The sequence below is a fragment of the Microcoleus sp. PH2017_05_CCC_O_A genome (genome assembly GCF_020738785.1).
Lineage (GTDB): Bacteria > Cyanobacteriota > Cyanobacteriia > Cyanobacteriales > Microcoleaceae > Microcoleus.
On record NZ_JAEQCB010000011.1, the window covers coordinates 33,658 to 49,413 of the forward strand.

Sequence of the window (15,756 nt, forward strand, 5' to 3'; positions counted from 1 at the left end):
CTAAGAGCGCAACTACGTACCTCATTTGGAAAATTTAGAGCTATCGATTTTTATTTTTTCCCTTTAGGGCTTGTTTTTGCTTTTGGCGGTTCATGGCGTCTTTTTGTTTTTTAATCCGCTCTTGACTTGACCCAACAGAGGATTGTTCTTCAGGCTCCTCACTTAAATATTTAGCCAAAGATCTGATGGTTGGATATTTAAACATTTCAACGATTGACACATCTCTGTCCACCACTTCGCGCAGTTGGCTGTGAGCCTGAGCCATCAATAATGAATGACCTCCTAAATCGAAGAAATTATCATCTACACCTACTTTTTCCAAGTGTAATAGCTGTTGCCAAACAGTAGCGATATTTTGTTCTATCTCAGTTTGAGGAGCCACATAAGTTGCTGACAACTCTGGGTTAATAGCCTCAGGTTCAGGCAGTGCCTTACGGTCTACTTTGCCATTGGGTGTAAGTGGGAAATTAGGCAAAAATACAAAGCTGGAAGGCACCATATAGTCGGGCAGTTTTTGCTTCAAAAAGTTTCGCCAACTGCCGAAATCTGTGTGTTCTAGTCCGAGGTTGGAAATAATATAAGCGACTAAGCGCTGGTTGCCGGAGACATCGGAGCGGCTGATAACTAGAGACTCCTGCACATCTGGGTGTTGGCTTAATACCGCCTCAATTTCTCCTAATTCGATGCGGAAGCCCCGAATTTTTACTTGGTGATCGATGCGGCCTAGAAATTCGATATTGCCATCGGGTAAGTAGCGAGCTAAGTCGCCTGTTTTATAGAGGCGAGAACCCGGTTCGTTGCTAAAGGGGTTGGGAATAAAGCGTTCCGCAGTTAGTTCAGGTCGGTTGAGGTAGCCCCGCGCTAAACCAGCACCGCCAATATAGATTTCTCCGGGAATGCCGATCGGCATAAGCTGCAAATGGGCATCCAACAGATAAACTTGCGTATTGGCGATCGGGCGACCGATGGACGGCGGCTCTTGACTATCGGTACATTCGGCGATCGTTGCACAAACGGTGGATTCGGTCGGCCCATAAGCGTTAAAGAATCGACGACCCGGTGCCCACTTAGCCACAACATCGACGGAAACAGTTTCTCCCCCAACAATAATTGTTTGCAATGTAGAAAGCTCTTCAAAAGGAACAACTCCCAAGACTGCTACTGGTAATTCAATGTGGGTAATAGCTCGATCGCGCAATACCTCAATCAAATCAGAACCTGCCAAAAGAGCATTATTGATTGCGATACAGAGAGTTGCTCCCGAACACAAGGCAATAACCCAATCGGAAGTTGCAACATCAAAGCTCAAGGAAGCAAATTGGAGAACTCTGCTGTTCGGTTGTACGTCGAATATCTGAATCTGTGCTATAGCCAGGTTGCATAGTCCTCGATGCCCGACAAGTACGCCTTTTGGCTTCCCTGTAGACCCGGAAGTGTAAATCACATAAGCCAGGTTCTCAGAGGTTAAGCTGCATTCAGGATTTTCCTCACTCTGTCGCTCAATAATTTCCCAATCTGTGTCCAGACAGACAACTCGCGCTTGGTGTTTGGGAAGAGATTCAACTAACCGCCTCTGAGTCAGCAGCACTGGTACTTGGGCATCTTCTAACATCAAGGCCAAACGCTCTGGCGGATAAGCTGGATCTAGTGGTACATAAGCCCCGCCAGCTTTGAGAATACCCAGCAGTCCCACTACCATCTCCAAGGAACGCTCTACACAAATTCCCACCATTACTTCAGCGGTGACACCTAATTTGCCCAGATAATGCGCTAACTGGTTTGCTCGTTGGTTCAGCTCTTTATAGGTAAGTTGTTGGTCTTCAAATACTAGGGCAATAGCATCTGGCGATCGCTCTACCTGCTCTTCAAACAACTGGTGTATGCACGCATTTTGAGGGTAATCGGTTGCGGTATTATTCCACGCTACTAACTGCTGCCGTTCCCACTCAGTTAAAAGGGGTAATTCTGAGATTTTTTGCTCTGGATTAGAGACGATTCCTTCCAGCAGGGTTTGGAAATGTCCAACCATCCGATCGATCGTGTCAGCATTAAACAAATCTATGCTGTACTCAAAACGACCGACTATGCCCTCGGATGTCTCCTGTAATTCCAGGGTTAAATCAAACTTTGCCGTTTCGGTATCAATATCTAACTGGCTCCAATTCAGAATCGAATTAACGCCTGACATTGGGGGTTGGAGAACAAAAGCAACTTGGAACAGCGGGTTTTGACCCAAATTTCGCTCCGGTTGCAGTGCTTCTACCAACTTCTCAAAAGGCACATCTTGGCAAGCAAATGCTTCCAAAGTCACTTCCCGCATCCTTTCGAGCAACTGCCGGAAAGTAGGGTTGTCCTTGAAATCGGTACGCAGTACCAAAGTGTTGACGAAGCACCCAATTAGCTGCTGAATCTCGGGCTGGTTGCGTCCTGCGGTGACAGTGCCTACAACAATATCGGTCTGCCCCGTGTAGCGATAGAGCAAGGTTTTGAACGCTGCCAGCAGTGTCATGTAGAGGGTAACGCCTTCTTTCTGACTCAATTTCGCGATCGCCTCGCTCAAAGTTTGAGGTAGCGCTAGACATTGCCTTGCACCCCGAAAAGTTTGGATTGGCGATCGCGATCGATCTGTGGGCAGTTGCAGCGTTGACAGATTCGCTAGTTGCTGTTTCCAGTATCTCAGTTGGTTTTCCAGCACCTCTGGCTGTAGCCATTGCCGTTGCCAATAGGCAAAGTCCGCAAACTGAACCGGCAGTTCTGGCAGGGGCGATCGCCCGCCCAAAGAAAAGGCGCTGTAGAGTGTCGCCAGTTCCTTCATAAACAAGCTGTACAAAGAAACACCATCGATCGCGATGTGGTGTATGGTCAGGAACAACCTGTAATCAGCCTCGCCCAACCGCATGAGAGTACCCCGCAGCAGTGGCCCTTGGGTAAGGTCAAAAGGCTGCTGCGCTTCCAAAGTTCCCAGCCGCAATGCTTCAGACTCCCGTTCTGCCTCTGGCAATTCCCCAATATTCACCACTGGCAGGATGAAATTAAAGGCATCTTGAATCACCATCACTGGCTGCCCATCCACGACAGCAAAGGTCGTTCGCAAAATTTCGTGACGCTTGATGATTTCGTTGATGCTGCGCTCCAGAGCAGCAATGTTGACGGAACCAGGTAGGCGAATGGTAATCGGTTCGTTATAAAAAGGTAGATCGGGAGCCAGTTGACATAAAAACCACAGTTGTTGCTGGCTGAAGGATAGAGGTAAGTCCCGATGCCGCGAAATCGGTTGAATCGAGGAAGGCTGGGGTGTTGGAGATTTTTGACTGGCGATTTCCAGATTGCGAGCCAGATCGGCGACTGTGGCAGACTCAAACAAGGTACGCAAAGGTAACTCTACCTGGAAAGTGTCTCGGATTCGAGTTGCAATCTGCGTGACTACCAGAGAGTGACCTCCCAATTCTAAGAAATTGTCGCGAATACCCACTCGCTCTAGTCCCAGAACTTCGGCCCAGATTCCTGCCACCACATCTTCCACAGGAGTTTGAGGTGCCACATAATCTTGTCCTAGTTCGGGAATTTTAATGGCAGGCGCTAGCAGCTTCTGACGGTCTATTTTGCCGTTGGGCGTGAGCGGCATGGTTTTCAGGAACACAAAGCTGGAAGGCACCATATAGTCTGGCAACTTATCTTTCAGGAAGTTACGCAACTTGCCCGCTGTCGTGCGTTGCAAAAATTTTAAGAAGCCTTGAGTTTCTAGGAGGTAGTCCATACTCTGCTGAATCACAGCTTTTTCACTCGCTGTGAGAGATAACTCAATTCCTGCCTGATTTCCTTGACACCAAGCGACAGTTCCCTCAAAACATCGCTCTTCGGTATCTCCCGGTAGCACGAGGCGCAAGTGCAGGCGTTTACCTTTTGACCAATTATCTGGCACTCCGATCGCGCCAATCCCACTGATCGATATGTCTTCTGTTTCTAACTTAACTGAGCGATCGCCATCAAATTCTGCTAAACACTCGCTTTTAAAGGGTATTCGTTCTGCGGTGACCTTGGAAACAACATAAGCGGCGATCGAGCGCTTCTGTCCGGGGACATCTTCTTGTGCTGCTACCACTGCTACCTGCACGTCGGGGTGTTGTCCCAGCACCGCTTCAATCTCGCCTAGTTCAATGCGGAAACCGCGAATTTTCACTTGGTGGTCGATGCGGCCTATAAACTCGATATTGCCATCCGGCAGATAGCTACCCAAATCGCCAGTACAGTAAAGCCGATCGCCTGTATGGGGATGAGTGATGAAGCGTTTGCTAGTCTTTTCCTCATCTCGCCAATAGCATCGGGCTAGACCAATTCCCCCAATATAAAGCTCTCCGACTACTCCCTCTTGACATGGTTCCATCGCTTCGTCGAGCACATAAAAATGCTGGTTGGTCATTGACCCACCGTAAGGGATACTTTTCCAGGTGGGGTCTATTGTTTCGATGGGATATAAAATCGACCAGATAGAAGCCTCCGTTGCACCTCCTAAGCCGATGACAGCAGGGATTAAAGATTCGTCTAGCTGAGAGCTTGAATCAAGGCACTGGCCGGGCTGGACGCCCGCCCTACTCAACTGAGGTTCAATATCTAAATCTAAACTTTCCGACACCCACCTAGAAACTAAATTTTTGATTTGATCTGGCAAAGTCAAAGGTATCCAATCGCCGCTGAGAAGGACTAATCGCAGAGACGAAGATAAATCTTTGCTATGAACAGCGGCATAATCTACCAGCATCTGCATCAATGCCGGTGCAGAGTTCCAGATAGTGACTTGTGCTTGCACTATCAAATCGACCCAGTGAGCGGGATCTGGCGTTGCTGATACTTGAGGGATTACAACAGTTCCTCCTGCTGCCAGCAAGCCGAAAATATCATATACCGATAGGTCAAAGCTCAGGGAAGATAGAGCTAAGACCCGATCGCCCGCTCCCACTTCAAAGCGTTGGTTGATATCGAGTAGAGTGTTGACAGCACCCCCATGCTCGATCGCTACTCCCTTCGGTTGACCAGTTGAGCCGGATGTGTAAATCACATAAGCTAAATTATCCGATGTCACCCCACTGTCTGGATTTTCCTCTCTGGAGCGATCGACAGTTTCTAAATTCCCATCCAAACAGATGACACGCGCTTGATGCGAGGGAAGAGACTCGACTAAATGCTGTTGTGTAAGCAACACTGGCGTTTGGGAATGTTCCAACATAAATGCCAGTCTATTTGCCGGATAATGCGGATCTAGCGGTACATAAGCTCCCCCTGCTTTCAGAATACCTAATAGACCTACAACCATCTCCAGCGATCGCTCCACACAGGCTGCCACCAATACCTCTGGCCCAACACCCACAGTCTTCAGATAATGTGCCAACTGGTTAGCTTGAGAGTTTAAGTCCTGATAAGTTAGCTGCTTCCCTTCAAAAATTACGGCAATGGCATCAGGCGATCGCTCTACTTGGAACTCAAATAGTTCGTGAATGCACCTATCCGGGAAATTATCTAACATTTTATTTTTCCTTATATCGAGGTATACAGAGTTTTTTTTTCTTTTTTTTCGTAACTATTGCTGAGTTAAGCTGATCCAGCCAAAAGGCTTAAATTATTAACAAAAATGCCGTCATACATAAGGGGTTAAACCCCTTTATACAAGCCCATAAACCTAGTCACTGGCATCGTTATATTTTAGTTGCTATTCCTAAACTCACCTATTATATTTCTATAAGGTTCACTTAGCGCTAATGTCCGAAAATTAGGTACGTTGTTGCGCTTGAGCGCTCTAGTTGATACATGAGAGCGCTCAAGCGCAACAACGTACCTTTCTTTAATGTGAAACTTGCATCCATGACTGATGTAGCAAAACCCTTGAAAAAGGGTATTGCCAATAATCGAAAGACGAAAATATAGAATAATTTTTAACTATCAAATTTTCAGAAAAATTATACCTGCTACCTTCTCCTTATTAAATTTTCTGCTGAATAGGAATCTCAATCACGAAATCCGCTCCCTTACCTCGTGCTGAAATACAAGTTAAGCTCCCCTGATGTTTTTCCACCACAATTTGATAGCTAATAGCTAACCCCAAACCAGTACCCGATCCCACAGGTTTCGTAGTAAAGAAAGGATCGAAAATTTTTCGACATACTTCCTCAGTCATCCCCGCTCCATTGTCCGCAATAGATATCTCCACTTTATTACGGTTTACGACTCTGGTGCGAATGCAAATTTTTCCTTTATTATGCGTCACAAATTCTTTTTTCTGTGCAGCTACTGTGGGACAAACCGCAAATGACTCTTCAATCGCATCAATCGCATTGTTGAGTATATTCATAAATACTTGGTTCAAAAAGCCGGGGTAACACTCTACCCTAGGCAATTTTCCATACTCTTTAACAATTTCAATACCTAATTTTGAGGTGCTGGCTTGTAGCTGATTTTGTAACAGCAGCAGAGTGCTATCGATCCCTTCATGGATATCTACTGGTTTCATTTGAGCCTCATCCAAGCGCGAGAAATTCCGTAGCGACAAGATAATCTGGCGAATGCGCTCTGCCCCTACCTGCATCGAATCAATCAATCTAGGAAAATCTGAAATTATGAATTCGATATCAATATCTTCTGCATAGTTTTGAATCTCAGGAGTTGCATTAGGCAATTGCTGCTGGTAAAGATTCAGCAACCCCAGCAAGTGATCGACATAGTCACTAGAGTGGGTAAGATTGCCATAGATAAAGTTAATCGGGTTATTAATTTCGTGAGCTATACCACCAACCAATTGCCCCAGACTTGACATTTTTTCAGTCTGAATTAGTTGAGTCTGTGTCGCTTGCAATTCCTGTAAAGCAAGTTCAAGCTCAACTGCTTGTTCTCTCAAAAGTCTATTTTTTTCTTGTAACTCCAGCGTCCTTGCTTCGACTTTCTGTTCCAGCCTTTGGTTGTAATCGTCTAATTGCTCGTTGGCTGTTTTCAATTTTTGAGTTGCGGCTTCCAATTTACCATAGAGCATCGCATTTTTAAGGGAGATAGCTATCTGTGAAGAAAGTATCTTCAACAATTCCAGCCTCTCCGTTGTAAAGGCACCTACTGTCAGATTATTTTCTAAATAAATAATTCCAATTAGTTTGCCTTGATTAATAAGAGGCATAGACAAGATTGACTTCGGCTTGGTTTTGATGATGTAAGGATCGTTGATAAATATTCCTGAAACTGCTGCATCATTTAATGCGATATTTTCTTTGGCAATGCGAACATAATTAATCATAGAAACAGGAAGATTGTCACTTGTTTCAAATGGTGAGTCTGAATACAATACAACCGCATCACTATCCACAACACCTGTAGCTTCTATCAAAAGCTTTCCATCTTTTTCTAGAATCAGGCAGCTACTTGTAGCTCCGGCATTTTCCATCACAATTTTAAGTAACTTATTCAGCAACTTATCCAGCACTATTTCCTCAGCCAAGGCTAGAGATGCTTTGTTGACAGTAGACAAATCCAATACCGCCGAATTTCCTCCTGCGACCGATGTTGTTGTCCTATTAATCTCTAGGCCTATGGATTCTCGCTTTAGAATCTCGGAAAATACCAAAGGATATCTAGACTCTAAATCTTTAACTTTGGCATTGGCTCCCCAACGAATATATCCATAGTAAGCCTGTGTCAGATAAATTTGAGCAAACTTGTCTCTGCCCAGGGATAAATAAAACTCTGCCGCTAGTTCTGAAGCTAGTGCTTCTTCCTGAATGTATCCTTGTTCTTTAGCTCCCGTTATAGCTCGGTCATAATAGTCCATTGATTCTACAATTTGCCCTTGAATCCTTGCTTTTTCGGCCTCCACAAGTTCGTACTTATGCTGGAAGTTAAAGGGGGCATGGAATGCCCATTTCTGCATTTGTTGTTGATTAGCTTCTACCAAGCTCATATATTGTTGTTGTTCGGCCTGAGAAACTTGAGGATAAACAGCGAGTAGAGCAAGGGAATAATAGAAGTTATGAGGAGCAGAAACTACCATACCCATGACGTTACCTGCGTGTTCTGCGCCTAAACTGGCGCTGGCAATAGCATTCTTAGGTTCTTTAAATAGATAAGAAAGAATTGTTTTGGCAAGATAGGAAACATATAGCAAAGTTCGATTGTTACTTTCAATAAAAACAGGCAGCATTTGTGTTTCATTAAAACTTTCGCCAATCAACTGACATTTTTCTCCACTTCTATCTTCAAGATTTAGCGTCATTTGGTGGAATATTTTGATGTAGTAGATTGAATAGTCTTGTTTTAGCTTGATTGCCAAATCAAGATATTGTCTTTGCTTCTGATCTACAATGTCTAATCGCTCCCCTGTCAAAAATATGCTCGCGCAATAAACAGTAATACAATAACCAGCATATTCTATATCTCCAGTTTCCAGTCCACTTTGTAGCCCAGAGAGTAAGGGTAACAACGCTTCTTTACCATGCGCTTTCCAATGTATAACCAAACCATAAAATATTTGATGTACTTTACATATAAGCGAGTTCGCATTAAATTTATCCAACAACTTTAAAGCCAAGTTGCCTGCATGATATCCGGCATCTATATCCCCGATTGCCGAACACAGTATTACACTATAAGAGACATACGCAACAGCACTAAGAGGGGAGTTGCCGTGTTCCAGGCAGATTTTAACCAAGCTCACTATAAGCAGGGGCAAAATTTCGGGATTAGCAGCGACAGCAGGAGAAACAAGGGATGTCATTATCCTTAAAGCTGCTATTTTGTAGGGGTCTGTCATTTCTGGGATATTTTCTAAGTCGCTGAGCTTTGGTAACTCAAAAACAAAACCCCCGTCGCCCACTTCATTTGACAAGGAAACACCCAGCATATCCAATACTTGCAGACCCGTATCAATGGCTTTTAACATCTGATTTTGAGCCATATAAAACTGGATTTGGAGCTCGTATACCTTCACTCTTTCGAGCAGAGTGTTTGCTTTTTGCAAAACAACTTCAGCCAGGGTTGCTGACCTTTCGTAATTGGTATTAAGATATTCCGCTTCTACGGCTTCTACATAGAGTGATAGTGTCAGATTGTAGTTGGTCTGCCAACTGTTTTCTGCTAAGAGTTTTAACCCTACTCTTAGTTGTGTGACAGCAGCTTCATAAGCTGACGCTGCTTTGGCTTTCCGACCAGCTATTAAATTTAAGTGAGCCAGGTTATATTTTTCTTCTTGCTCGGTAAGGAATTCCACTCCGACATTTAGCTGGTTAACAATATCAAAGATATTGTCTTCTAGGATGTCTGGATTCATATTCTGTAACAAGAGTTGACCAATTTTCAGGTGCGTAGCTTTTTGCTGCTCAGTAGGAATCAGAGAATATGCTGCTTGCTGCACTCGGTCATGCAAAAATCTGTAGGAAACTTTGTAATTATTAATTTCTAATTGGGTTCCTTGAGTATTGGCTACTACCAAGGACTCATTACTCTGGCACAGTAACGGTATTTTGCAAGCACTTTCTCCCAAAGGCAAAATTAGACCAGTCTGAAGCCCCTCCCATAAAGCAGATGCCGTTTCTGATATAGATTTTTCATTGACTATTGCCAAAACATCCAAATCAAATCGATTCCCAATACAAGCTGCTAACTTTAAAACTTTCTGGGTATCTGAAGGTAGTTTTTCAATGTTTCTGGCGATGAGTTCGACGACATTATAATCGGCGATTCCTACAGTTTGAATCTGTCCCATGTCCCACTGCCATCTGCCAATGCTGAAGTCGAATGTCAACAGCTTTTCTGCGTAAAGGGTAGTGAGTAGCTGAGTTAAGAAAAAGGGATTTCCTTGAGTTTTATTGAAAACTAGCTCAGCTAGTAATTGCCATCTTTGTGTTTCATATCCATCGTTTCCTACAAGTAAACTTTCTTCCTCAAGTTGTTCTTGTTGATCGAACAAGCAAGTCAGAGGAGATGCTGCTGATAAGAAGCTTTCACCCAAAGTATCAGCAACTAATTGACTGACGGTATTAAATGTCAACGGTTGAAGGATGATATTATTGACGATCGATCCAGATGAATAAATACTATCTAAGGTCTGCATTAACGGATGAGCTGGGCTGACTTCGTTATTTCGATATGCTCCAATCACGAATAAATATTTGCTATCTCGGTCAGTTAGCAGCACATGAATCAATTTCAAAGAAGCAGAATCTGCCCACTGCAAATCATCTAAAAATAATACTAGGGGATGTGCTTTTTGGGTAAAAATATGAATGAATTGTTGAAAAACATGATTGAAACGGTTTTGTGATTCGCTTGCCCCTAGTTGAGTAACTTCGGGTTGCTCGCCAACAATTAATTGTAATTCGGGAATAACGTCAATTATGACTCTAGTATTTTGACCTAAATTATTTAAAATCTCCTGTTTCCAAAAATTTATTTTTTCAGAACTTTCTGTTAACAATTGTCGAATTAGTTCTTCAAAAGCTTGAATCAAGGCTCCATAGGGAATATTGCGTTTAAATTGATCGAACTTACCAGCGATAAAATAACCCCTTGCTCTGACAATGGGTTTGTGGATTTCATAAACTAAGCATGATTTACCTATTCCTGAGTAACCGGAAACTAGCATCATCTCGGCTGTTCCAGCACTAACTCTATCAAAAGCATCCATTAGATTGGCTACTTGCGTTTCTCGTCCGTACAGTTTTTGGGGGATCAGAAAATGACCTGATTTATCACACTTGCCCGGAATAAAGTTACAATTTTTTCCACTTTGCTGCAATTGATTTAGACATTGTTCTAGATCGGCCTTGAGGCCATAACCACTTTGATATCTATCTTCAGCAGTCTTGGCTATTAATTTCATCACAATGTCAGAAATTGCTTTGAGAATCTCGCCATTTTGAATTTGAGATTTGGAGTGATTGCTGCTAATTTCTACTTGCCTATTTTGCTCTTTTGCACATATAATCTTCCAGGGCGATACAGGCTGTTTAGCGATATGGCAGTGAACTAATTCCATTGGATCTGTAGCTTTAAATGGCACTTCACCGCACATCATTTCATAGAATGTGATACCTAAAGAGTAGAAGTCTGTGCGGTAGTCAATTGAGCGATTCATCCGCCCAGTTTGCTCTGGTGACATATAGGCAATTGTGCCTTCTAGTAAATTGGGATGGCTGAGTGTTTGGGTCGATCTAGACAATCGCGTAGCAATACTAAAGTCAGTAATTTTTACTTGGAGGGTGGCAGGATGGATGATGATATTTGTTGGTTTAATATCTTTATGAATAATTTGGTTGTCATGCAGTTTACCCAGAGTATCTGCTAACTGAATAGCGATTGATAAAAAATCTTTTAGTTTAAGCTTGTGAATGCTCAAAAAGTTTTTGAGTGCTTCTCCTTTTGAATCTTCTAATATCAATGCCAGACCATTGCGATGATTTTCTAATCCGTAGGGCTTGACAATACCTTCTAAATTGAGATTTCTAGAGAGTTCGTATTCATGTCTCAATTGCATAATCTCTTCGAGATTAGGATATTCTGCTCTCAAAATTTTGATGATTACAGCTTGTCGATCTTGCTTCCTCTGAGCCCGATAAACTACTGTATTCAAACCTTGGTTGATTTTTTCTATTAATTGGTAGTTAATCTTAATACTCATAAGCATTTAGTTAAATTAAATCTAGTGAGTGAATTATGTTATAATATACCACAGTCAATCTAAAAGTGTGCTTTTTTACACAATATCTGAGAGCTTTTTGGGAGTTTTTTGGTTGACTATGTTTGTGATACAAATTATCTTAACGTACTTGGGGTCTGATTAGAATCCGTAATTTCCACATGATTTTCATTTTATTGCTACTACCAAAAGCGATCGCAAGTTTTGCCACCCTCTAAATACCAATAAAAAATTAGGATTGTTTATTGTATAGTTGGTTCGCTCAAACCTGATGTTCTTTTCGTCTGAACAAGTAAGCAAATTGGTATTCCTAAATTCGCGGTATAATTAGAGAACAAAATTAGGCGTTCCTGATTTGGAGTATGATTTGCCTCGGAAATGAGCGAGTAGGGGCAATTCATGAATTGCCCCTACTCGCTCATTTCCGAGATTGCCTAAGCGACTGAATCATACCTAAATTCAGCAACGCCCATAATTTTTTGATGGATAGGGAAACGGCTGATTAACGTTGATAAACGTAGTCTGAAGCCCTAGGGTGCCGATACATAAAAAATCTTCAATAAAAATCGACTTTTTGAGCAGCGATGCACCTGAAAAATAGTTGAGTAAACACACTTAAAACTAATTTTTTAGTATCAAAAATTGACACTAATTACGCATTTTAGATCGAGTAAACAGGTTTTTCGCCAAAAGTTGTGCCTCTAGAGAATAATTTTTGTAAAAAAATCCGGTTTCAGACCACCAGTGCGTAAGTCCTAATTGAGAGAAATGATATTAGTTAAGCCACCCCTGGCATGGTGCGTTGCTACTATATGGTTCGATTTGCTCGACATATTGTTGATGGCGGCGCACCCTAAGACTTACTACGAGCGGGTAAATTAAGACTTAATAAAAAAACCCGCACTGGCGGGTTTTTTTATGCGGGAAATTAGCTCGAAGTTTGCTTAAAGCGATCGATAAACGCGATAATTGATCTCGGGGAAGATGTTGTCTATCTCCTGAACCTTCTCCAACCAGCCGGAATCGACTTTGCCTTCTTTGACTTCATCGTACAGCTTGTGGAAACGCATTAAGTGCGATCGCGTCCGCCGCACCGCATAGGGAACCATCGTCCCTGTACGCATGATAAATGCCCAGTCAGACGATTGAGCTAACAACACTTCCCGCGCAGCCTGATTCAAAGCCCGCAACTGCAACTCATCCTCTGCTTCCATGTTTCCCAATTCAATCATCCGTTCCGCGGCTTTGTGCAAGTGCGGGTAAATCCAAGCATTGGTATCGTTTAGCCAATATTCGTGGAAACCCCGGAAACCCCAGCTAGACTGGGACGGACGGCATACTTGCTGAGTCGGATTTCCGCGCAAATAATCGGCTAAGTGCGTCATTTCGTAGGTATTTTGGTCGTACCAACTCTTGCGGAACAGGTAGTCTAAGAACCAAGGCCCTTCGTACCACCAGTGACCGAAAAGTTCGGCGTCGTAAGGTGAAACGATAATCGGAGGACGCTGCATGATGCCGTTGAGGTGCTCGACTTGGCGTTCGCGATTAAAGGCAAAGTTGCTGGCGTGTTCGGCTGCTTTTTCCCGCGCCCAATACGGATCGTATAACTGTTTGTCGCCTAAACCCAATCCGCGACCGGTGATTTTGTGATATTTAATCCCGGTGTTTTTGCGCTGGCCGTTGGGCATGATGTAGGGTTTGATGTAGTCGTATTCGGCTTCCCAACCTAAATCTTTGTAAAATTCGCGGTATTCGGCGGCGCCCGGATAGCCGACTTCGGATGACCAAACTTGCTGGGATGATTCGTGATCCCGACCGAATGCTGCTACTCCGCATTCGGTGAAAATTGGGGCGTAGCTACCGTAGCGGGGACGCGGGCGGGCGTAGAGGATGCCGTGACCGTCTGTGAGGAAGTAGCGGAGGCCGGCGTCGGCTAACATCCTCTCTAAGCCTTCGTAGTAGGCGCATTCGGGCAGCCAAATGCCTTTTGGGCGGCGGCCGAAGTTTTGTTCGTAGCTTTCGCAGGCTACTTGTATTTGCGCCCAAACTGCTTCGGGGTACATTTTCATCAGCGGTAGGTAGCCGTGGGTGGCCCCGCAGGTCATGATTTCAAGGTTGTTGCTGTCTTGAAATTGTTTGAAGGCTTTGACTAAATCTCGATCGAACTTTTCCCAATAATTCCGAACTTGGGAGAAGTGGGCGGTGTAATGTTCGGCTAAGTACCTAACGTGACCGTTGTCGCTGTTGTGTTCAATTTCGAGTTCGGCTAGTTCTTCGAGTTTTGCTAAGTGGTCGTCGAAACGGTCTTGCAGCAAGGGGTCGCGCAGCATGGCTACCAAGGGCGGTGTCATGCTCATGGTAATTTTAAAGTCGATGCCGTCGCGCTTTAGCCCTTCAAAGACTTGCAGCAGGGGAATGTAGGTTTCGGCGATCGCCTCAAACAGCCATTCTTCTTCTAAAACGTAGTCGCTTTCGGGGTGGCGGACAAAGGGCAGGTGGGCGTGGAGAACGAGGGCGAGGTAGCCAATAGCCATAATGATTTGGATGACGCCAGTAGTTAGGGACAGCTTTAAAATATTTTAAGATTTTATCAAGAAAACGCGTTTAAAACCCCGTCCTTCTAGGACGGCTTTCTCTTCAAGCCTACGGTAAAAGCATGGTTTTTTGTAAAGATTTGCAACACGGCAGGCAATATTAGTCTACCACTGGTAGTATAAGAAAGTCGTGATGAGGTCGAACGTCATGCTAATTTTTGAGTTCAAAACTTACGGTAAACGAGAACAATTTAATGCTGTCGATGCAGCAATAAAGACTGTACAATTCATCCGTAACAAAGCAATTCGCTTTTGGATGGATAACGAAAAAGTCAACAAGTTTGACCTCAACAAATATAGTGCTGTCTTAGCGAAAGAGTTTCCGTTTTGCGACGAATTAAATAGCATGGCTAGACAGTCCAGTGCAGAAAGAGCCTGGTCTGCGATCTCACGATTTTACGATAACTGCAAAAAGAAGACTCCCGGTAAAAAAGGTTTTCCTGAGTTCCAAAAAGACAACCGTTCCGTTGAATACAAGACATCGGGATGGAAACTAGCATCAGACAGAAAGTCTATCACTTTCACTGATAAGAAAGGAATTGGAAAACTGAAACTAAAAGGGACGCGCGATTTGCATTTTTACTCGTTGACTCAAATTAAACGAGTCAGATTGGTTAAACGTGCAGACGGGTATTACGCTCAATTTTGTATTCAAGTTGACCGCTCAGAAGTGAGTGAAATTACTGGGAATACTATTGGATTAGATGTCGGACTGAAAGAGTTCTACACTGATTCTAGTGGCGTTGTCGTCGAAAATCCACGTTTTCTGGACAAGGGAGAGCGTAGGTTAAAGAAAGCCCAAAGACAAGTATCAAAACGAGTCAAAGGGTCGAAGAATCGGATGAAAGCTAGAGGGATTCTGGGTAAGTGCCATCTCAAGATAAGTAGGCAACGTAAAGATTTTGCGATTAAATTAGCAAGATGCGTAATCCAGTCAAACGACTGTGTAGCCTACGAGGATTTGAGAATCAAGAATATGGTGAAGAATCACTGTTTGGCGAAATGTATTAACGATGTTTCTTGGTATGTGTTCCGAGTTTGGTTGGAATATTTCGGCAAGGTGTTCGGAAGAATAACGATTGCCGTTCCACCAAACGGAACAAGCCAAGAATGCTCTAGTTGCGGAACGATTGTCAAGAAAAGTCTATCAACACGAACTCATGTTTGTAGGTGTGGGTGTGTTTTAGACCGCGACGATAATGCAGCTAGAAATATCCTCAGGAGAGGATTGAGTACGGTAGGGCATACCGGAACTTGGGGTAATACCCATAACGCTTGTGGAGAATTGACCGCTACTGATTTAGAAGTAATTCTCGATCGGCAAGTCAATTCGCTGAAACAAGAATCCTCGTGTATGAAAGACTGAGGAGTGTCAATCTGAAATGGGATCCACAAAGGGTGCATCTCAGTTTTGCATTTGTAGTAGTGCTGTCCCGCTCGCACTGTAAAAAAAAATATTTTTGCGAAAATGAGATGCTCCCTCCACAAAGTGCAGTG

At 43.6% G+C, this 15,756-nt stretch carries 4 protein-coding genes; 1 reads left to right on the forward strand and 3 read right to left on the reverse strand.

Annotated features, from left to right (window positions below):
• Positions 1 to 40 precede the first annotated feature (40 nt).
• From JGK20_RS03925 to JGK20_RS03935, 3 genes are all read right to left on the reverse strand, one after another.
• A complete protein-coding gene (locus JGK20_RS03925) occupies positions 41 to 5,521 on the reverse strand; it encodes a non-ribosomal peptide synthetase (RefSeq protein ID WP_293229412.1) in 5,481 nt (1,826 codons plus the stop codon).
• A gap of 453 nt (positions 5,522 to 5,974) precedes the next feature.
• Positions 5,975 to 11,647 (reverse strand): ATP-binding sensor histidine kinase, encoded by a 5,673-nt coding sequence (locus JGK20_RS03930; RefSeq protein WP_293229414.1) that lies wholly within the window; start codon positions 11,645 to 11,647, stop codon positions 5,975 to 5,977.
• A 962-nt stretch (positions 11,648 to 12,609) separates the two neighbouring features.
• Positions 12,610 to 14,199, reverse strand: coding sequence for a glycoside hydrolase family 57 protein (locus tag JGK20_RS03935; protein WP_293179901.1), 1,590 nt, complete (start codon positions 14,197 to 14,199; stop codon positions 12,610 to 12,612).
• A 208-nt stretch (positions 14,200 to 14,407) separates the two neighbouring features.
• Here JGK20_RS03935 and JGK20_RS03940 point away from each other — a divergent pair, with 208 nt between their 5' ends.
• Positions 14,408 to 15,625 (forward strand): RNA-guided endonuclease TnpB family protein, encoded by a 1,218-nt coding sequence (locus JGK20_RS03940; protein WP_293229417.1) that lies wholly within the window; start codon positions 14,408 to 14,410, stop codon positions 15,623 to 15,625.
• Positions 15,626 to 15,756 lie beyond the last annotated feature (131 nt).